This window comes from Salinicola lusitanus, from assembly GCF_038648475.1.
GTDB lineage: Bacteria > Pseudomonadota > Gammaproteobacteria > Pseudomonadales > Halomonadaceae > Salinicola > Salinicola lusitanus.
The window spans coordinates 3,888,391-3,905,855 of sequence record NZ_CP151919.1; the positions used below are offsets into that span (position 1 = coordinate 3,888,391).

A 17,465-nucleotide genomic window follows, 5' to 3' on the forward strand; every position below is an offset into this window, starting at 1 on the left:
CCGCGATATTGTACGCGACCTGCCGGGGGTCAGGCGACGCTGGCGGGCAACTGCCAGTCGATGGGCGCGATGCCACGCTCGGCGAGGAAGGCATTGGCCTGAGAGAAGTGGCGTGTGCCGAAGAAGCCGCGATGGGCGGAGAGCGGCGACGGGTGCGGCGCGTGAAGCACGAGATGCTTGCCGCGATCGACGAAGCTCGCCTTCTTCTGGGCGTAGCTGCCCCAGAGTAGAAACACCACGCCATCGCAGTGCTCGTTGATGGTCTGGATCGCCCGGTCGGTAAACGTCTCCCAGCCCCGATTGCGGTGGGAGCCGGCATTGCCCTGCTCGACCGTCAGCACACTGTTCAGCAGCATCACACCCTGTTGCGCCCAGCTCTCGAGAAACCCGTGGTTCACGGGCGTGGTGCCAACGTCGGTGGCCAGCTCCTTGTAGATGTTCTGCAACGACGGCGGTGTCGGCACCCCGGGACGTACCGAGAAACAGAGCCCGTGGGCCTGACGGGGCCCGTGGTACGGATCCTGACCGAGGATCACTACCTTGACCCGCTCCAGCGGTGTCAGCTCGAAGGCGCGAAACCAGTGGGATGAATGAGGATAGATGACCTTGTGGGCCGCCTTCTCCTGGGCGAGAAACTCACGCAGCGCCTGCATGTACGGGGCGCGAAATTCGTCGCCAAGATGGGCGTTCCAGCTTTCGGGTAACGGCGACTGGGCCATGGATGCACTCTGCAGCGGTCAGGTTTTGGGTGGACGGACCTGATCGACCAGCGGCTCGACGTAGGCGTGCCCCAGATCCCACGGGAACTGGATCCAGCAATCCTGTGCCACCTCGGTCAGATACTGATCGACCATCGGTCGCCCCTCGGGCTTGGCGTAGACGGTGACGAAATGAGACTTCGGAAGCATGTCGCGCACGGCACGCGCCGTCTTGCCGGTATCGACCAGATCATCGACCAGCAGCCAGCCGTCGCCATCGTGCTCGACGCCCTTCATCACGTCCAGCTTCCCCTGCGACTGCTCGTCGTAGCTCTTGATGCAGACGGTATCGATCAGGCGGATGTTGAGCTCGCGGGCGATCAACGCCGCCGGGATCAGACCGCCGCGCGTGATCGCAACGATCCCCACGAAGTCGCGCTCGACGAGTCGATGGCAGAGCGCCCTGACGTCGCGGTGGATCTGGTCCCAGGAGACGGTGAAATGATGCTGGTAACGATTGGCGGTCATGGCGGGTCCAGTCAATGGGTCAGGCCGCCATCGGGCGATGACGGCGTCGTGGCTCGCGTTGGGTGACGAGCGGCCTATTCGTCCTCGGTGAAGCTGCACACCGCAAAGACGCTGTAGCCCGCTTCGCGAATCTTGGCCGAGCCACCCAGCTCCGGCAGATCGAGAATGGTCGCGGTCTCGACGACATGGCCACCGCTGCGCTGGATCAGCGATGCGGCCGCCAGCATGGTACCGCCGGTGGCGATGATGTCGTCGATCAGCACGATACGATCCTGCTCGCGAAAGGCATCGGCATGCAGTTCGACCGTCGATTCGCCGTACTCCAGCGTGTAGGTTTCGCTGATGGTCCGGAATGGCAGCTTGCCCTTCTTGCGCACCGGCACGAAGCTGCAGCCCAGCTCATAGGCCAGCGGCGCACCGACGATGAACCCTCGCGCATCGATCGCCGCGATCGCATCGACCTCGAGTTCCTGGTAACGGTGCACGAAACTGTCGATCAGCTTGCGGAAGGCCGCGCTGTTCTGGAGCAGTGGCGTGATGTCTCGAAAATTGACGCCTGGCTGTGGCCAGTCGGGCACGGTGCGAATGACCGACTTGATATAGTCGCCGTAGATGCTGCTGCTCATCGAAGAAACTCCATTGACCGAACACGGCGCGCCCGAGGGTGCCCCTCGCGGAACGGTAAATCCTGGCGCAAAGGCGCCCATGTTACCCAAGCCAACGCCGCGGCGCGACCTACTCGGGGCCAGCGACGGCATCGGCGCCGGGGGGAGTCGCCGTCAGCCAGGCCGGCCATTCAACGACGGCTGGCCAGCACTCGCTCCACCGTCTCCACGATCGCCTGGGTCTGGGGGTCGATCTCGATATTGACCCGGTCCCCGGGCAAGCGCTCGCCGATCGTGGTCCTCGCCAGGGTCTCCGGAATCAGATTGACGCAGAAGCGCCCGGCCTCGACCGCGCCGACCGTCAGGCTGATCCCGTCGATCCCGATATACCCCTTGTCGAACACGAATCGTGCCAGGTCGGGCGACAGCTCGAACCACAACCGGCGATTGTTCGGCGCCTCGTCGATCTCCACCAACCGGGCCATCGCCATGACGTGACCGGACATGGAGTGACCCCCGATCTCGTCGCCGAAACGCGCCGCCCGCTCGAGATTGACCCGATCCCCGGGAGCCAGCTCCCCCAGGTTGGTCAAGCGCAGCGTCTCGCGCATCAGATCGAAACTGACATTGTCGCCCTCGATCGCCGTCACGCTGAGACAGCATCCGTTGTGGGAGACCGACGCACCCAGCATCAGCCCCTCGCGCATCGCCGGCGACATCGACACCACGTGCGTGTGCAGCTGCTCACGCGTCTCGATCGCCACCACGGTTCCCACATCCTGCACGATCCCGGTAAACATGCCCCCTCCTGGCCTCAACGGATGACACGCCGACGGCGACAGATGCCTTCGCCCTCGGCGACAGAGATCGGGAATTCTAGCACGCCGTCCATGCCAGCCATGAAACTGACCACTCCCTAACGGGCTCCGGGTCACCCCGACCTGCATCGCACCGATCGGTTCCAGGCCGCAGACGGGCCGGTGGTCGCGCAGTATCACCAACAGGGTACGTTCAGCGTCGATGGCCACCCGAACGGGTGGCCTGGTTTGGCGCATGGTCCTCTCGACCGGAGGCCCCAGCCGCGCTAGCCCAGCGAGGCTCGATCCGCGGGCGGCGCCCCATATCCCACGTCGGGAGTCCTGTCCAACGCCCTGCCCGCCACGTAATAGACGAGCGCGCCCAGCGCCGAGCCGGTAAACCAGCCGTAGTCGTAGAACCACTGCCAGAGGCCGGTGGTCAACGAGACCAGGGTCAATGTCACGGGGATGCCGAAGGCGATGAAGCCGGCGATATTGATCGCGGGATAGCGACCGCCATCACGATAGAGACTGATCAGGTCCAACCGCTGGCGCTTGATCAGAAAATAGTCCACTGCCATGATCCCGGCGATCGGCCCCAGCAGGCTCGAATAGCCCAGCAGCCAGTTGGAGTAGAGGCTTTCGAGCGTCACCTCCGAGGTGATCACCCCGGCCTTCTGCAGCAGGTCGTAACCCATCAACAGCGTGCCGACCAGGCCCGTCAGCAGCACGCCGCCGGTGCGATTGATCAGCTTGGGCGCAATGTTCTGGAAATCGTTGGTCGGCGAGACGATGTTGCCCGCCGTGTTGGTCGAGATCGTGGCGATCACGATCAGCACCATCGCGATCGATACCCACACTGGACTATCGATATGGCCGATCAGCGTGACCGGGTCGGAAACCGTCTCCCCCACCAGCGTCGCGGAGGCGGCGGTCATCACCACGCCCAGCGCGGCGAAGAAGAACATGGTCAACGGCAGCCCGATCACCTGGCCGACGATCTGATCCTTCTGGCTCCTGGCGAAACGGCTGAAGTCGGGGATGTTCAGCGACAGGGTCGCCCAGAACCCGACCATCGCCGTCAGGCCGGACAGGAAATAGGTCGTGACCGACGCCCCCTCCGGCCGTGACGGCGGCTGCGCCATCAGCTCGCCGAGAGAGACGTGAGGCAGCGCCCAGACCATCAACCCCACCGCGACCAGCAGCAACAGCGGCGCCGACAGGGTCTCCAGCCACTTGATCGACTCCGCCCCGCGGATCACCACCCAGAGATTCATCGCCCCGAAGACGAAAAAGCCGACGACCTGGCCCCATCCGCCCAGCGCCTGCCACGGTGGCACGACCGTCGACAGCAGCAGATGAATCGCCAGACCGCCGAACAGGGTCTGGATGCCGAACCAGCCGCAACCCACCAGGGCCCGAATCAGGCACGGCACGTTGGAGCCGCGAATCCCGAACGACGAGCGCAGGAGTACCGGAAAAGGAATGCCGTAGCGCGTGCCGGGAAAGGCATTGAGCGTCAACGGGACCAACAGGATCGCGTTGGCGAGCAGAATGGTGACCAGCGCCTCGCCGACGCCGAGGCCGAAGTAAGCCGTCAACACGCCGCCTAGCGTGTAGGTCGGCACGCAGATCGAGAGGCCGACCCAGAGCGCCGCGATATTCCACTTCGACCAGGTACGCTCGCCCGCCGCCGTCGGCGCGATATCATGATTGAAACAGGCACTGTCGCGGACGTCGTCGCCGAGCATGAGCTCGACCTTGCCGTCACGTTCGACCATGCGAGAAACGGATGTCGTCATTGTTGTTCTCCCGATTCCGTTGGACTCTTTCACCGCTTGCGCTCGGCCCGGGACCGAGTCGCGACCGTCGAGGCGGCAGCGCCGTGTTCGATGCCGCCGCTCGAGCGATGGCCCGATGGCGCTACCGAGTCGGCAGCCGATGGTATTGGCGATCGAAGTAGAGCAGGCACTCGCGGCCATCGCAGCTCGCCATCGCCTCGATCTCGCAGAACAGCACCTCGTGGGTGCCGACCGCCACGCGCTGGCTGATCCGGCACTAGAAGTGAGCCAGCGCGTCGACCAGCACCGGCGCGCCGGTGGCTCGCGTGGTCCACTCCGCCCGCGCGAAGCGCTCCGCCATCGGCGTCTTGCCGCCGAAGGCGTTGGAGACCGCCTCATGCTCGGCACCCAGCACGTTGACGCAGAGCAGGGCATTGTCGGCGAAGACGGCGTAGGCCGAGGCGCGACGATTGATGCAGACCAGCAGTGTCGGTGGATCGTCGGTGACGCTGCACACCGCCGAGGCCGTGAACCCGGCCCGACCGCCCGGTCCGTCCGTGGTGACCAGGTTGACCGCGGTGGGCAGGCGGGACATCGCCTGGCGAAACGCAGCCGCCGAGACGGGCGGCGCCTTCTCCGAGTCGACATCGCGACGCTCGGCTTCCGTTGCGTGGGTCGATACGTGTTGCTGTCGTAATGCCATGGGCCTATCTCCGCTGGGCCGCCTGTCGCCGTGGCGGCAGAGTCACGCCGCCAGAAAACGCGTCATGGCGGCATTGAAGGCTTCCGGCACGGTCACCGTCAGACCGTGTCCGCCGTAGTCGAACATCTCCAGACGCGCATGAGGCAGCGCCCGAGCGAGACGTTCGGAGCGCAGGTACGGCACCAGCAGATCGTCCCGCGCGGCGATCACCAGCGTCGGCGCCTGGATTTCACCCAGTCGCGCGTCGATATCGAAGCGCGACAGCGCGCCGATACGCGCCAGCACGTTGTTCTCCCCCGGAAAATGCTTTAGCGCATGGGCCTCTTCCGCCAGCAGTCGATCATGGTTCGCCGAGAGCCAGTCCGCCGGGTAGAGAAACAGCGGCTGCGCGTGCAGATAAGGTTGCACGCCGCACTTCTCGAGCAGCGCGATACGCACGCGGAAACAGCGCTCGCTCTGCACGTCGACTCGGCCCCAGCCATTGATCACGATCAGCCGATGGAGACGAGCGGGCGCCAGCAGGGCCATCTGGAGCCCCACCAGGCCGCCCAGCGCGTGCCCCATGAAATCGACCCGTTCGATACCCAGACCGTCCAGCAGCGCCAGCGCCTCCCGCGCCATGTCGTCGATGGCGTAGCCGGCCGGCAGCTCGGCGGCGCTGTTGCCGGTACCCAGATGGTCGTAGATCACCACCCGGTGGGTGGCCTCGAGCGCGGCCAGCTGCGGCTCCCAGAAACGGCCGGCGCCACCCAGTCCGGCGGAGAGCAGAATCGTCGGCGCGTCGGAATCATCGCGTCCCAGAATTTCGTGGTGCATGGTCAGGCCTATGGTCAGCGCGGCAGTGGAGAGTGACTTCGCTTCATCGGGGCAGATGGGCCACCGAGGCGATCTCGATCAGTGCGTCCGGCTTCACCAGACCGCACTGAATGCAGTAGCGCGCCGGCTTTTCACCGGGAAAGAACTCCGCGTAGACCGCGTTGATCGCCGCATAGTCGTCCCAGTCGCGCAGGAAGATCGAGTTGAAGGTGATGTCGTCCATACTGCCGCCGGCGGTCTCGACCACGCTTCGGATCAGCTCCAGCACGTGACGGGTCTGGGCCCCGGCGTCACCGACGTGAACCACGTTGTTGTCCTTGTCGAACGGCAGCGTGCCGGAGACGTACAGAATGTTGTCGGCCTGACTGCCTGGCACGAATGGCGCCAGCGGTACACCGGAGCCGACGGGAATCACACTGGTCTTGGGCATGGTTACGATCCTGTTGTCGAAAGGGAGGGAGCGGGAGTCGTGCCAATCGGTTGCGTCGAGGCATGGTTGGCGCAAGCAGCTTCGAAGGCGTCCACGGAGGAAACCCAGCCGAAGAAAGTCTCGATGTTGAAGATGGCGGCGCTCTGCGCCGCCGGTGGGCCGGCCTGATAGGTGGCGTCCTCCAGCACGGTGCCGAAGTACTCGAGGAAGAAGCCATCCCGCAGCGTCGACTCGACGCAGACGTTGGTCGCGATACCGGTGAACAGCAGATGGTGAATGCCCCGCGAACGCAGGATGCTGTCCAGCGGCGTGTTGAAGAAGCCGCTGTAGCGGGGTTTGGGCAGCACGATGTCGCCGGCCTTGGGCTTCAGTGCGTCCACCAGCGCATAATCCCAGCCCCCCTTGGCCAGCAGCTTGCCGTGAAGTTCCGGGCGCTGGCGCATGGTCTTGAGCGCGTTGGACTTGTGCCAGTTGGGAGAGCCCGGCCCGCCCGCTTCGACATAGGCCGCGTCCCAGCCGTTCTGGAAGAAGATCACCGTGATTCCCGCGGCCCGGGCGATGCGAATCGCGCTGGCGATACGCTCGATCACCGGCCCGGTCGCCGAGACGTCGAAGCCGGCCAGATCGAGATAACCGCCCGGCGTGGCATAGGCGTTCTGCATGTCGACGACGATCAGCGCGGCTTCGGCGCGGGGCATGGCGATCGCCTCGGGGCGGCCGGCCAGCACGATCTCGTCGGCGGCGGCCACGCTGCCGCGCCGGACGACAGACGGGGAAGCGACAGTAGACTCGAGTTCGCTCATGCCAGCGCCTCCGGTACCGGCGCCGACGCACCGGCCACGCCCACCCGCGTCTTCATCAGCGGCTGCACCCGCTCACCAAATGTATCGAGCCCCTGGAGGAAGTCGTCGAACGTCAACATCACGCCGCCGACCCCCTCCACCGTGTCGATCTCGTCGAGCATGCGCGCCACGTTCTCGTAGGAACCGACCAGCGTGCCCATATTGAAATTGACCGCCGAGGTCGGATCGGTCATCTGGCGCACGTTGGTATCCTTGCCGGAGCTCTTGTCCTGGCTGCCCTGGTCGGCCATCCAGTCCAGCGCCTCCCGATCGGCACCCGCCTTGTAGTGCTCCCAGCGCGCCATGGCAGCGGCGTCGGTCTCGTCGGCGATCACCATGAACAGCACATAGCAGGCGACCTGACGACCCGTCTCTTTGCCGGCAGCCGCGAGACGCTCGGCCGTTGGCGCGAACGCGGTCGGGGTATTCAGCCCCTTGCCGAAGCAGAAGCTGTAGTCGGCGTGCTTGGCGGTGAACGCCATCCCGGCACTCGACTGCCCGGCGCAGACCATCTTCACCCCCTGCTCCGGACGCGGGCTCAGCCGGCAGTCCTCCATCTGGAAGAACTCGCCGTCGAGATCGCTGTGCCCCGTTTCCAGCAGCTCCCGCAGTACCGTGGCGTACTCATCGAGATAGGTGTAGCGCTTGGCGAAATAGTCATCGCCCGGCCATAGCCCCATCTGACTGTATTCCGGCTTCTGCCAGCCGGTCACCAGGTTGATGCCGAAACGCCCCGGCGCGATCGAGTCGATGGTCGCCGCCATCCGCGCGGTGATGGCCGGAGGCATCACCAGCGTCGCCGCGGTGGCGTAGAGATCGATCTTCGAGGTGACCGCAGCGAGCCCCGCCATGAGGGTGAAGGATTCCAGGGCATGCTCCCAGAACTCGGTCTTGCCGCCGAAACCGCGCAGCTTGATCATCGACAGCGCAAACTCGAAGCCGTAACCCTCGGCCTTCTGCGTCACCGCCTTGTTGAGCTCGAAGGTCGGCAGGTACTGCGGCGCGGTTTCGGAAATCAGCCAGCCGTTGTTGCCGATGGGAATGAAGACGCCTAGTTGCATGAGCCACCTCGTCGTCGTATCGGAGCGAGTTGTCGGCCATCGCGGCACTGCGATGCTGCCGACGCCTGACCAATCCTTTACAACCGACGTGCCAACCCGAGCTTATCCATCCGCTTTCAAGAGCTTGCCGGCCACAGACGACAAGCCACCGGACCAATTGGTCTGGAAAGGATCTCGGAATGCGCGACCATGATGCGGGACGCGTGGCGCCCGCGCCGTTTCAGTGCACGTGAAGAGGCCATTTCGCGCGTGAACCGGGAACATCGGGTAGATGACGCTAGCGACCTGGGGCGTGATAAAATCCCGGTCCCTTACGACCGCTCTCACATACGCAGCCGCGACATGCCAGCGAAATCCCGATGGCCGGTCGCGGGATTCACGAAGGTTGATCATGACGTCCATCACCCCCGCAGCCCCGACCGGCCATCGCGCCGCCGCCAGCGAAGCCCGCAAGCAACGGATTCGGGATGCGGCCCTGGCGCTGTTCTCGCAGTTCGGCCTGCGCGGCGCGAGCCTGGACGCCATTGCCGATCAGGCCGGCGTCTCCAAGACCAACCTGCTCTACTATTTTCCATCCAAGGAGAAGCTCTACGTCGCCGTCCTTCAACAGATCCTGGACACCTGGCTGGAGCCGATACGCGCCATCGATGCCGAGCAGTCTCCCGAGACCGCCATCGGCGACTACATCCGAATCAAGGTCGAACTGTCGCGGGATCACGCCCAGGCATCCCGGCTGTTCTGTCTGGAGATGATCCAGGGCGCGCCGCTGCTGCGGGAAGATCTGCAGAGCAAGCTGCGCCTGCTGGTGGAGGAAAAATCGAGAGTGATCGAGGGCTGGATCGCCCGGGGAAGCCTGCTGCCGGTCGATCCACACCACCTGATATACCTGCTGTGGGGAACCACCCAGCACTATGCCGACTTCGCCGTCCAGATCGAGGCAATTTCCGGCAGAACGCTCGCCGATCCGGCCTTCTTCGACGCGACGGTGGAGAACATCACGCGCATCGTGCTGGGCGGTCTACTCCCCCGGACGAATGCCGACGGCTGACTTGCGGCCCCCGTCCGGCGGTCGGCTTCAAGCCAGTTGGCACGCCTCCTCGAATGCCAGCCGTGGCAAGCGTGGCTTGAGACCCGCCTCATCTCCGTAGCCCAGGTTGACCAGCATGTTGGCGGTCCAGTCGGTGCCGGCGAAGAACGCCTGGTCCACCGCCTCGGAATCGAAGCCCGACATCGGCCCGGTATCCAGCCCCATCGCCCGCGCCGCCAGGATCAGATACCCGGCCTGCAGCGAACTGTTGCGCAGCGCCGTCTGCTCGGCAAACGCCTCGCTACCGGTGAACCAGCTACGGGCGTCGGTGTGGGGGAAGAGCGTCGGCAGCTGATCGTAGAAGCGCTTGTCGTAGGCGACGATGACCGTGCAGGGCGCCGTCGCCGTCTTGTCGGCGTTGCCGGCGGAAACGCACGGCAACAGCTTGTCCTTGCCCGCCGTGGAGCGTACGAAGACAAACCGCGCCGGACAGCAGTTGGCCGAGGTCGGCCCCATCCTGACCATGTCGTAGAGCCTGCGCAGGGTCTCCTCGGTAACGTCGCGAGGCTGCCACGCACTGTGCGTGCGCGCTGTCCTGAACAACTGATCCAGTGCCTGATCGTCCAATGTCTGCATCATCTGTCATCTCCCGGTGGCCATGCATGAAGGGGTGCCAATAGAAGCTTCGCGCGAGCGACGCTCGCGAGTGCGCCGCGCCCCACCGATACAAGCAATGCCCTGACGGAATGGCAACCTTTAACTGCACGGGGCGTCACGCCGGTCCGCTCTCCCGCCCTGGCCGTCGCCAGGTTTGCATGACGGCGGCTGCCATCGGCTCCGCCGCAGTGAGGTACGCTCCACGGCCGCGGTCGCTCCGGCGCCGCGAGATCCGTATACTATCGCGCTCATCGACGCGGGGCCGTTGCCGATGGCGCACTGCAGTCGCGCCGAACTGCCCCGCTGCCCCGACACCCCGACAGACGCTTTCGACACGCCCAATGATCACACTGGACAACGTTTCCAAAACCTACGGCAGCGAACCCGGGGCCGTGCAGGCGCTGAAAGAGATCGACCTGCAGGTTCCCAAGGGCACGATTCACGGCGTCATCGGCCTCTCGGGCGCCGGCAAGTCGACGCTGATCCGCTGCGTCAACCTGCTGGAGCGCCCGACCGCCGGCCGCGTCGTCATCGACGGGCAGGAGCTGACGGCGATGGATGCCGCCGCGCTGCGCCAGGCACGGCACCAATGCGGCATGATCTTCCAGCATTTCAATCTGCTGACCAATCGCACCGTCTACGACAATGTGGCTCTGCCGCTGGAGCTGATGGGCCAGTCGCGCCAGGCCATCCGCGAACGCGTGCTGCCGCTGCTGGACATGACAGGGCTGGCGGACAAGGCAAAGCAGTATCCCGCTCAGCTCTCCGGCGGCCAGAAACAGCGCGTGGCCATCGCCCGCGCCCTCGCCAGCCGGCCCAAGGTGCTGCTGTGCGACGAGGCGACCTCGGCGCTCGATCCGCAGACGACGGCATCGATCCTCTCGCTGCTGCAGGAGATCAACCAGCAGCTTGGGCTGACCATCCTACTGATCACCCACGAGATGGAGGTGGTGAAGACCATCTGTCATCGCGTGGGGTTGATCTCCGACGGACGTCTGGTCGAGGACGCCGACGTGGGTGACTTCTTCACCGCGCCCGCCACCCAGCTGGGACGGGAGTTCCTCAACGACTTTCTCAAGCTGGAAGCGCCGCAGGCCCTGATCGAGCGTCTCGAGCCGGAAGCCGGAACGAACACGCACCCGGTGGTGCGGCTGACGTTCTCGGGCGACAGCGTCGCCACCCCGCTGATCTCGCGGCTGGCGCGGGAACACGGCATCGACGTCAGCATTCTGCAGGCCAAGGTCGAGTCCATTCAGGGGCGCACGCTGGGCCTGATGATCGCCGAGCTGATGGGAAGCGACGTGCAGACCCGTGAGGCCCTGACGACCCTGGAATCCTTTGATCTGCATGTGGAGGTACTGGGCCATGTCCAGCGCACTGATTGATCTCGTCTGGCAGTCCACGCTCGAGACGCTTTACATGGTGGCCGTCGCCGGCATTCTGTCGGCGCTGGCCGGGGTCCCGCTCGGCGTGCTGCTCTACGTGACGCGCCCGCGCCAGATCCTGGCGCAGCCGGTGGTCAACACGGTGCTCGGGGTGGTCACCAATGTCGGTCGCTCGGTCCCGTTCATCATCCTGCTGGTGGCGATCATCCCCTTCACCCGGATGATCGTCGGCAGCTCCATCGGCACCAACGCCGCTGCCGTGCCGCTGACCATCGCCGCCATCCCGTTCGTCGCCCGCCTGGTCGAGGGTGCCCTGAACGAGGTTTCGCCCGGCCTGGTCGAAGCGGCCCAGTCGATGGGCGCCACGCCGATGCAGATCATCCTGAAGGTGCTGTTGCCGGAGGCCCGTGGCGGCATCATCAACGGCCTGACGATCACCATCGTCGCCCTGGTCAGCTACTCCGCCATGGCCGGTGCCGTGGGCGGCGGGGGTCTGGGCGACCTGGGCATTCGCTATGGCTACAACCGCTTCAACCCGACGGTGATGCTGATCACCGTGGTGGTACTGGTGGTCATGGTCCAGCTGTTTCAGAGCCTCGGGGATTATCTGGTGCGCAAGAGCGATCACAAGTGATCGTCGCGCCCCACTACTCTAATAACCAGAATGAATTACCGTGATTGCCTTTATTCCGTTATATTCCGGCATCACCGGGCGCAGGAGCCGCGCCCACGTCTCACTCAACAGGGGGAATTTCGCCAAATGCCGATTTCACTGACACGCACGCTGAGCGTCGCCGCACTCGGTCTCGGACTGGCCGCCGGTGCTGAACACGCCGCCGCCGATACCATCAAGGTCGGTACCATGGCCGGACCCGAGACCGACGTGATGCAAGTGGCCAAACAGGTCGCCAAGGAGAAGTACGGCCTCGACGTCGAGATCGTCGAGTTCACCGACTATGTGACGCCCAACGCCGCGCTGGCCGACGGCAGCCTCGATGCCAACGCCTACCAGCACGAACCCTACATGCAGTCGATGGTCAACGATCGCGGCTACGACTTCGCCATCGCCGGCAAGACGTTCGTCTACCCGATCGGTGCCTACTCCGCCAAGTACGACAGCATCGACGACCTGCCCGACGGTGCGACGATCGCCGTACCCAACGATCCGACCAACGAAGGACGGTCGCTGATCCTGCTCGACAAGCATGGACTGATCACGCTCGACGATGCCGAGAATCTGGAAGCGACGCCGATCGACATCACCGAAAACCCGCACGACTACTCGTTCAAGGAGATCGAGGCCGCCCAGATGCCGCGGGTACTCCAGGACGTCGACATGGCCTTCATCAACAGCACCTTCACCCAGCCGGCCGGTTTGACGCTGGATGACGCGCTGATCAAGGAAGGACCGGACTCCCCCTACGTCAACCTGATCGTGGTACGCGGTGGCGATCAGGATCGCGAGGCGATCCAGGATCTGGTCAAGGCCTATCAATCCGACGCCGTCGCCGACAAGGCCCAGGAACTGTTCCAGGGTGGCGCCGTTCCCGGCTGGAAGTGACCACGTCATTGTCACGCGCATGACGAGACCCGGTCATGACCACCAAGAAAACCAGCGCCGAGGCGCTGGTTTTCGTTTCCGCTCCGCCCTCGCCGCGCCTCTTCCCGCAGGAGACCCACGATGACCGATTACGCCTCCCTGGAACGTCAACTGACAGCGCTTCTGGACACCCGCGACTGGTTGACCAATGCCGCCCAGACCAGCGCCTTTCTGATGCAAGCGCTGGACGACCTGAACTGGGTCGGCTTCTATCTCCAGCGTCAGCCCGAGACGCTGATCCTCGGCCCCTTCCAGGGCCTGCCCGCCTGCAACCCGATTCCGTTCTCGAAAGGCGTCTGTGGTGCCGCGGCACGCTCGCGCCAGACCCAGCGCGTCGACGACGTCCACGCTGTCCCGGACCATATCGCCTGCGACGCCGCCTCACGTTCCGAACTGGTGGTGCCGATTGTCGTCGGCGAACACCTCTGGGGGGTGCTGGATATCGACAGCCCGCTGCCCGCGCGCTTCAGCCGCGAGGACCAGGCCGGCATCGAACGCCTATGTCGAGTGTTCGGCGCCGCCAGCGACCTGGCGAACAGCCCGGCTACCTGAGATCGCTCGCCGCCCTCGTGACTGGCACGAGAGCCGGTCTCAATCCAGGAAGACGCCCAATTCGTCGTCCGAGCGCACCAGCTGCAGGATATCCTCGTAGAGCGCCAACAGGTCCAGTGCCAAGGGCCGGCGAACCTCTCGCGGCATCTCGCCCAGGGCGTGCTCCTCCCGGCGCCCACTGGCGATGTTCTGGTAGAGTCCGATCGCCAGGTGCACGGCAGCGGCATACGGCGAGAAAGGCACGGCATCCAGCGGCTTGTCCTGGTAGGTCAGCGCGTTGCAGATGGTCTCCGGGAAGCGCCAGCGGCGGCCCAGCTCGGCCCCCACTTCACTGAACGTATAACCGAATCGATTGGCTTCCAGCTCGGTGCGGGGGGCCCCCTGGGCAACCAGCGCATCGATGCGCTGCATGACATCCGGATGGGCGATATGCATCAAGGCGGACCCCACGTGATGGAGGATGCCGCAGGTAAATGCCGTTTCCGGTGCCAGATCGCCCAACTGGCTATGACGAACGATCGTGCGACTGAGGTTGGCGACCATGAATGACTCGCGCCAGAATGCCTTGCGATCGAGCCCGGGCACTTCCTTGAGCATGCCGACCATGCCAGAGGCGATGACGAGCGTGCGCACGCGGTCGAAACCCAGCAACAGCAAGGCGTCGTCGATCGTCGCCACATTGCGCCCCACGCCGTATCTCACCGAGTTGGCAGAGCGCAGCAGCTTGAGGCTCAGGCTGGGATCCTTGTGGATGGTGGCCGACACCCGATGAATGCTGATCCTGTCGTTATCAAGGCTGGCGATCAGTTCGCCGACCACGGCGGGTACGCTAGGTAACTGATGGATGTGTTCGAAAAGCGAATTCAGTGACATGTTCCACTCCTGCTGTCCCCCCATGTTATCTATCGCCCGGCCAAAAGTCGTGAGGCCGGGCTCAGAATAGGCTTGCCACAGTTCGCAGCGACAAAAAATCCCGCCGGAGAACCGGCGGGAAGGTCGCCGCCCAGGCGACAGCAATCATCACTACGAGATATCGACCTCCACCCTCAGCTCTTCTGCCAGGATTTCACCATCTCGTCGTAGGGTACGGTCTTGCCTTGCGGCTTTTCGTTGTCGAGCTTGGGCTTGGGCGCGCCGGGCTGATCCAGCCAGTACTGCGCATCGCGCGGCTCGTTCAGCTTGGGCCCGCATTTTGGCTGGACATTGGCCCGCTCGAGACGCTCCATCATCCGGTCCTGAGCATCCGCCAGTCCATCCAGGGCTTGCTGCGCGCTGGTCTCGCCACTGACCGCCTGGGAAATATACTGCCACCACAGCTGGGCCAGCTTGGGATAGTCCGGCACGTTGGTGCCGGTCGGTGACCACTGCAGACGCGCCGGGCTGCGGTAGAACTCGACCAGACCACCCAGTTTCGGTGCGGCATCGGTCATCGCCTGGGAGCGAATGTCGGACTCGCGGATCGGCGTCAGTCCCACCAGCGTCTTCTGCAGCGAGACCGTCTTCGAGGTCACGAACTGGGCATAGAGCCAGGCGGCGAGTCGATTCTTCTCAGGGGTCGAATTCATGAAGGTCCAGGAACCCACGTCCTGGTAGCCCTTCTTCATGCCATCCTCCCAGTACGGACCCACCGGTGACGGCGCCATCCGCCACTTGGGCGTGCCGTCCTCGTTGACCACCGGCAGACCCGGCTGGGTCATGTCGGCGGTAAACGCCGTGTACCAGAAGATCTGCTGGGCGACATTGCCCTGCGCCGGTACCGGCCCCGCTTCCGAGAACGTCATGCCCTGGGCTTCCGGTGGCGCATAGGCGTGCAGCCAGTCGATGTACTTCTGGGTCGCGAAGACTGCGGCCGGGCCATTGGTGGCGCCGCCGCGGGTGATATTCGAGCCCACCGGCCGACAATCCTCGACCCGAATCCCCCACTCGTCCACTGGCAGGCCGTTGGGAATTCCCTTGTCGCCGGCCCCGGCCATGGAGAACCAGGCGTCGGTAAAGCGCCAGCCCAGCGAGGGATCCTTCTTGCCGTAATCCATGTGGCCATAGACACGCTGGCCGTCGATGTCGTGGACGTCGTTGGTGAAGAAGTCGGCGATATCCTCGTAGGCCGACCAGTTCACCGGCACGCCCAGTTCGTAACCGTATTTTTCCTTGAATCGCGCCTTGAGGTCGGGATCGTCGAACCAGTCCGCGCGGAACCAGTAGAGATTGGCGAACTGCTGGTCGGGCAGTTGATAGACCTTGCCATCCGGTCCGGTGGTGAAGGAGAGCCCGATGAAATCATCCAGATCCAGCGTCGGCGAGGTCACCTCGGCGGCATCCCCGGCAATCATGTCGGAAATCGGCACCACCTTGCCGTAGCGGAAATGGGTACCGATCAGGTCGGAATCGTTGACGTATGCATCGTAGATGTTGCGGCCGGACTGCATCTGGGTCTGCAGTTTCTCGATCACGTCCCCTTCCTGAATCAGGTCGTGCTTCAGCTGGATGCCGGTGATCTCGCTGAAGGCGCGGGCCAGGACCTCGGATTCGTACTTGTGGGTGGTGAGCGTCTCCGAAACGACGTTGATCTGCATGCCACGGAACGGTTTGGCGGCGTCGATGTACCACTGCATCTCGGCCATCTGCTGCTCGGGCGTGAGCGTCGAGGTCTTGAACTCGTCACTCAGCCAGCGTTTGGCGGCATCCTGATACTGGTCGGCGATCGCGGTTCCCGAGACGGCCATCAGCCCTGCAAGGCCGACTCCGATGCCGATGCCCAGTGGCGTCCGGCGTCGCGATCTGGCGTGCTTGATATCGAACATAGCGTTAACCCTCGTTGTTATGCTGCATTTGCTGTCTTGGCGCTATCCGAAGAGCAATGATCCCTGGTCGATGCGTTACCCCCATTTCATGATGATTGCCATGCCTGCCACGCAGATCGCCGTCGCGATCCAGAGCGGCCAATCGGTCAATGCCAGGACCAGCAAATGGCCATATGCCGCCGCCAGCAGACCAATGAACAGCCGATCGCCGCGGGACGTGGAGATCGGCAGGAAGCCCCTGCGATCCCGCCCGGGCGACACGGTCTGCCAGACCGTCATCGCGACCAGCAGCGCCGCGATTCCGGCGAAGAACAGCGCCGTCGGTAGTGTCCACGCCATCCAGCCCATGGTGACTCTCCCTCTCTCTGGACTAACGGATCAGACGCGCCCCAGGGCGAAGCCCTTGGCCACGTGATTGCGCACGAAGTAGATCACCGCGATACCGGGCAACAACGCGACCACCCCGGCCGCCGCCAGCACCCCCCAATCGATACCCGAGGCCGAGACCGTGCGGGTCATCTGCGCCACGATCGGCTTGGCATCGACCGAGGTCAGCGTCCGCGCCAGCAACAGTTCCACCCACGAGAACATGAAGCAGAAGAACGCCGTGACACCGATGCCGGGCCGGATCATCGGCAGGAAGATCCGGATGAAGAACTTGGGAAAGGTGTAACCGTCGATGTAGGCGGTCTCGTCGATCTCCTTGGGCACCGACGACATGAAGCCCTCGAGAATCCAGACCGCCAGCGGCACGTTGAACAGGCAGTGGGCCAGCGCCACCGCGATCGGCGTGTCGAACAATCCCACCGCCGAGTAGAGCTGGAAGAACGGCAGCAGGAACACCGCCGGTGGTGCCATCCGGTTGGTCAGCAGCCAGAAGAACATGTGCCTGTCGCCCAGGAAGCGATAGCGCGAGAACGCATAGGCCGCCGGCAACGCCACCAGCAGCGAAATCAGCATGTTCATCGAGACATAGCTGAGGGAGTTCAGGTAGCTCATGTACCAGGTCGGCTCGGTGAAGATGACCCGGTAGTTGTCCAGCGTCGGCGCCGTGGGCCAGAGCGACAGCCCGCCGAGAATTTCCCGGTTCGACTTGAACGACATGTTGACGAGCCAGTAGATCGGCACCAGCACGAACAGCAGATAGACCAGCATCACCAGGCTCTTGCGCAATCTCATGGC

21 protein-coding genes are annotated in these 17,465 nt (G+C 64.3%); 5 read left to right on the forward strand and 16 right to left on the reverse strand.

What is annotated here, in order from left to right:
* Window positions 1-29 precede the first annotated feature (29 nt).
* The 11 genes from ung to rutA all read right to left on the reverse strand — a co-directional run bounded on the left by ung (window position 30) and on the right by rutA (window position 8,261).
* The gene (gene ung / locus AAGT95_RS17570; protein ID WP_342594641.1) at window positions 30-719 is read right to left on the reverse strand and encodes a uracil-DNA glycosylase; all 690 of its coding nucleotides are present in this window, start codon (window positions 717-719) and stop codon (window positions 30-32) included.
* 18 nt (window positions 720-737) lie between these two features.
* Entirely contained in the window at window positions 738-1,226 is a 489-nt protein-coding gene (gene gpt, locus AAGT95_RS17575) for a xanthine phosphoribosyltransferase (RefSeq protein WP_342594642.1), read from the reverse strand.
* A gap of 74 nt (window positions 1,227-1,300) precedes the next feature.
* The gene (locus AAGT95_RS17580) at window positions 1,301-1,852 is read right to left on the reverse strand and encodes an adenine phosphoribosyltransferase (protein WP_110599292.1); all 552 of its coding nucleotides are present in this window, start codon (window positions 1,850-1,852) and stop codon (window positions 1,301-1,303) included.
* Between the two features lie 170 nt (window positions 1,853-2,022).
* Window positions 2,023-2,631: a riboflavin synthase subunit alpha gene (locus AAGT95_RS17585; RefSeq protein WP_110599290.1), complete on the reverse strand. Its 609-nt coding sequence runs from the start codon at window positions 2,629-2,631 to the stop codon at window positions 2,023-2,025.
* A gap of 284 nt (window positions 2,632-2,915) precedes the next feature.
* Window positions 2,916-4,430, reverse strand: coding sequence for an NCS1 family nucleobase:cation symporter-1 (locus tag AAGT95_RS17590; RefSeq protein ID WP_342594643.1), 1,515 nt, complete (start codon window positions 4,428-4,430; stop codon window positions 2,916-2,918).
* A gap of 121 nt (window positions 4,431-4,551) precedes the next feature.
* Complete coding sequence (locus tag AAGT95_RS21685) at window positions 4,552-4,668, reverse strand: flavin reductase family protein (RefSeq protein WP_425356031.1); 117 nt, start codon at window positions 4,666-4,668, stop codon at window positions 4,552-4,554.
* An 18-nt stretch (window positions 4,669-4,686) separates the two neighbouring features.
* Complete coding sequence (locus AAGT95_RS17595) at window positions 4,687-5,112, reverse strand: flavin reductase (RefSeq protein WP_425356032.1); 426 nt, start codon at window positions 5,110-5,112, stop codon at window positions 4,687-4,689.
* Between the two features lie 42 nt (window positions 5,113-5,154).
* The gene (rutD, locus tag AAGT95_RS17600; protein WP_342594644.1) at window positions 5,155-5,928 is read right to left on the reverse strand and encodes a pyrimidine utilization protein D; all 774 of its coding nucleotides are present in this window, start codon (window positions 5,926-5,928) and stop codon (window positions 5,155-5,157) included.
* Window positions 5,929-5,971: 43 nt separating this feature from the next.
* Entirely contained in the window at window positions 5,972-6,358 is a 387-nt protein-coding gene (gene rutC, locus AAGT95_RS17605; RefSeq protein ID WP_110599283.1) for a pyrimidine utilization protein C, read from the reverse strand.
* A gap of 2 nt (window positions 6,359-6,360) precedes the next feature.
* Window positions 6,361-7,161 carry a pyrimidine utilization protein B gene (gene rutB, locus AAGT95_RS17610; RefSeq protein ID WP_342594645.1) on the reverse strand — a complete coding sequence of 267 codons (801 nt, stop codon included), beginning with the start codon at window positions 7,159-7,161 and terminating at the stop codon, window positions 6,361-6,363.
* Window positions 7,158-8,261 (reverse strand): pyrimidine utilization protein A, encoded by a 1,104-nt coding sequence (gene rutA / locus AAGT95_RS17615; protein WP_342594646.1) that lies wholly within the window; start codon window positions 8,259-8,261, stop codon window positions 7,158-7,160. Before rutA ends, rutB begins: the two co-directional genes overlap by 4 nt.
* 391 nt (window positions 8,262-8,652) lie before the next feature.
* On the opposite strand from rutA, the gene rutR reads away from it, so the two are divergent.
* Window positions 8,653-9,309: an HTH-type transcriptional regulator RutR gene (gene rutR / locus AAGT95_RS17620; RefSeq protein WP_342594647.1), complete on the forward strand. Its 657-nt coding sequence runs from the start codon at window positions 8,653-8,655 to the stop codon at window positions 9,307-9,309.
* A 27-nt stretch (window positions 9,310-9,336) separates the two neighbouring features.
* Here rutR and AAGT95_RS17625 read toward each other — a convergent pair whose 3' ends face one another.
* Entirely contained in the window at window positions 9,337-9,927 is a 591-nt protein-coding gene (locus tag AAGT95_RS17625) for a malonic semialdehyde reductase (RefSeq protein ID WP_110599275.1), read from the reverse strand.
* Window positions 9,928-10,286: 359 nt separating this feature from the next.
* Between AAGT95_RS17625 and AAGT95_RS17630 the strand changes: the two genes are divergently transcribed.
* The 4 genes from AAGT95_RS17630 (at window position 10,287) to AAGT95_RS17645 (ending at window position 13,482) form a co-directional block, all read left to right on the forward strand.
* Window positions 10,287-11,330, forward strand: coding sequence for a methionine ABC transporter ATP-binding protein (locus AAGT95_RS17630; RefSeq protein ID WP_342594648.1), 1,044 nt, complete (start codon window positions 10,287-10,289; stop codon window positions 11,328-11,330).
* Window positions 11,311-11,964 carry a methionine ABC transporter permease gene (locus AAGT95_RS17635; RefSeq protein ID WP_110599271.1) on the forward strand — a complete coding sequence of 218 codons (654 nt, stop codon included), beginning with the start codon at window positions 11,311-11,313 and terminating at the stop codon, window positions 11,962-11,964. Before AAGT95_RS17630 ends, AAGT95_RS17635 begins: the two co-directional genes overlap by 20 nt.
* A 126-nt stretch (window positions 11,965-12,090) precedes the next feature.
* Window positions 12,091-12,891, forward strand: a complete 801-nt coding sequence (locus AAGT95_RS17640; protein ID WP_342594649.1) for a MetQ/NlpA family ABC transporter substrate-binding protein — start codon at window positions 12,091-12,093, stop codon at window positions 12,889-12,891.
* A 120-nt stretch (window positions 12,892-13,011) separates the two neighbouring features.
* Window positions 13,012-13,482, forward strand: a complete 471-nt coding sequence (locus AAGT95_RS17645) for a GAF domain-containing protein (protein WP_342594650.1) — start codon at window positions 13,012-13,014, stop codon at window positions 13,480-13,482.
* A 39-nt stretch (window positions 13,483-13,521) separates the two neighbouring features.
* On the opposite strand, the gene AAGT95_RS17650 is transcribed toward AAGT95_RS17645, so the two are convergent.
* The 4 genes from AAGT95_RS17650 to AAGT95_RS17665 all read right to left on the reverse strand — a co-directional run bounded on the left by AAGT95_RS17650 (window position 13,522) and on the right by AAGT95_RS17665 (window position 17,462).
* A complete protein-coding gene (locus AAGT95_RS17650; protein ID WP_157958370.1) occupies window positions 13,522-14,355 on the reverse strand; it encodes an HDOD domain-containing protein in 834 nt (277 codons plus the stop codon).
* Between the two features lie 173 nt (window positions 14,356-14,528).
* A complete protein-coding gene (locus tag AAGT95_RS17655) occupies window positions 14,529-16,205 on the reverse strand; it encodes an ABC transporter substrate-binding protein (RefSeq protein WP_198655764.1) in 1,677 nt (558 codons plus the stop codon).
* 153 nt (window positions 16,206-16,358) lie between these two features.
* A complete protein-coding gene (locus AAGT95_RS17660; RefSeq protein ID WP_110599260.1) occupies window positions 16,359-16,631 on the reverse strand; it encodes a DUF2160 domain-containing protein in 273 nt (90 codons plus the stop codon).
* A gap of 30 nt (window positions 16,632-16,661) precedes the next feature.
* The gene (locus tag AAGT95_RS17665) at window positions 16,662-17,462 is read right to left on the reverse strand and encodes a carbohydrate ABC transporter permease (protein WP_110599257.1); all 801 of its coding nucleotides are present in this window, start codon (window positions 17,460-17,462) and stop codon (window positions 16,662-16,664) included.
* Window positions 17,463-17,465: the final 3 nt, after the last annotated feature.

Coding starts and splice junctions, on each gene's coding strand:
- AAGT95_RS17585 (WP_110599290.1), bottom strand. CDS start 2,631: ATGTTTACCGGGATCGTGCAGGATGTGGGAACCGTGGTGGCGATCGAG.
- rutB (WP_342594645.1), bottom strand. CDS start 7,161: ATGAGCGAACTCGAGTCTACTGTCGCTTCCCCGTCTGTCGTCCGGCGC.
- rutR (WP_342594647.1), top strand. CDS start 8,653: ATGACGTCCATCACCCCCGCAGCCCCGACCGGCCATCGCGCCGCCGCC.
- AAGT95_RS17650 (WP_157958370.1), bottom strand. CDS start 14,355: ATGTCACTGAATTCGCTTTTCGAACACATCCATCAGTTACCTAGCGTA.
- AAGT95_RS17625 (WP_110599275.1), bottom strand. CDS start 9,927: ATGATGCAGACATTGGACGATCAGGCACTGGATCAGTTGTTCAGGACA.
- AAGT95_RS17660 (WP_110599260.1), bottom strand. CDS start 16,631: ATGGGCTGGATGGCGTGGACACTACCGACGGCGCTGTTCTTCGCCGGA.
- AAGT95_RS17590 (WP_342594643.1), bottom strand. CDS start 4,430: ATGACGACATCCGTTTCTCGCATGGTCGAACGTGACGGCAAGGTCGAG.
- AAGT95_RS17665 (WP_110599257.1), bottom strand. CDS start 17,462: ATGAGATTGCGCAAGAGCCTGGTGATGCTGGTCTATCTGCTGTTCGTG.
- AAGT95_RS17595 (WP_425356032.1), bottom strand. CDS start 5,112: ATGGCATTACGACAGCAACACGTATCGACCCACGCAACGGAAGCCGAG.
- rutC (WP_110599283.1), bottom strand. CDS start 6,358: ATGCCCAAGACCAGTGTGATTCCCGTCGGCTCCGGTGTACCGCTGGCG.
- AAGT95_RS17630 (WP_342594648.1), top strand. CDS start 10,287: ATGATCACACTGGACAACGTTTCCAAAACCTACGGCAGCGAACCCGGG.
- gpt (WP_342594642.1), bottom strand. CDS start 1,226: ATGACCGCCAATCGTTACCAGCATCATTTCACCGTCTCCTGGGACCAG.
- rutA (WP_342594646.1), bottom strand. CDS start 8,261: ATGCAACTAGGCGTCTTCATTCCCATCGGCAACAACGGCTGGCTGATT.
- AAGT95_RS17640 (WP_342594649.1), top strand. CDS start 12,091: ATGCCGATTTCACTGACACGCACGCTGAGCGTCGCCGCACTCGGTCTC.
- ung (WP_342594641.1), bottom strand. CDS start 719: ATGGCCCAGTCGCCGTTACCCGAAAGCTGGAACGCCCATCTTGGCGAC.
- rutD (WP_342594644.1), bottom strand. CDS start 5,928: ATGCACCACGAAATTCTGGGACGCGATGATTCCGACGCGCCGACGATT.
- AAGT95_RS17635 (WP_110599271.1), top strand. CDS start 11,311: ATGTCCAGCGCACTGATTGATCTCGTCTGGCAGTCCACGCTCGAGACG.
- AAGT95_RS17580 (WP_110599292.1), bottom strand. CDS start 1,852: ATGAGCAGCAGCATCTACGGCGACTATATCAAGTCGGTCATTCGCACC.
- AAGT95_RS17645 (WP_342594650.1), top strand. CDS start 13,012: ATGACCGATTACGCCTCCCTGGAACGTCAACTGACAGCGCTTCTGGAC.
- AAGT95_RS17655 (WP_198655764.1), bottom strand. CDS start 16,205: ATGGCCGTCTCGGGAACCGCGATCGCCGACCAGTATCAGGATGCCGCC.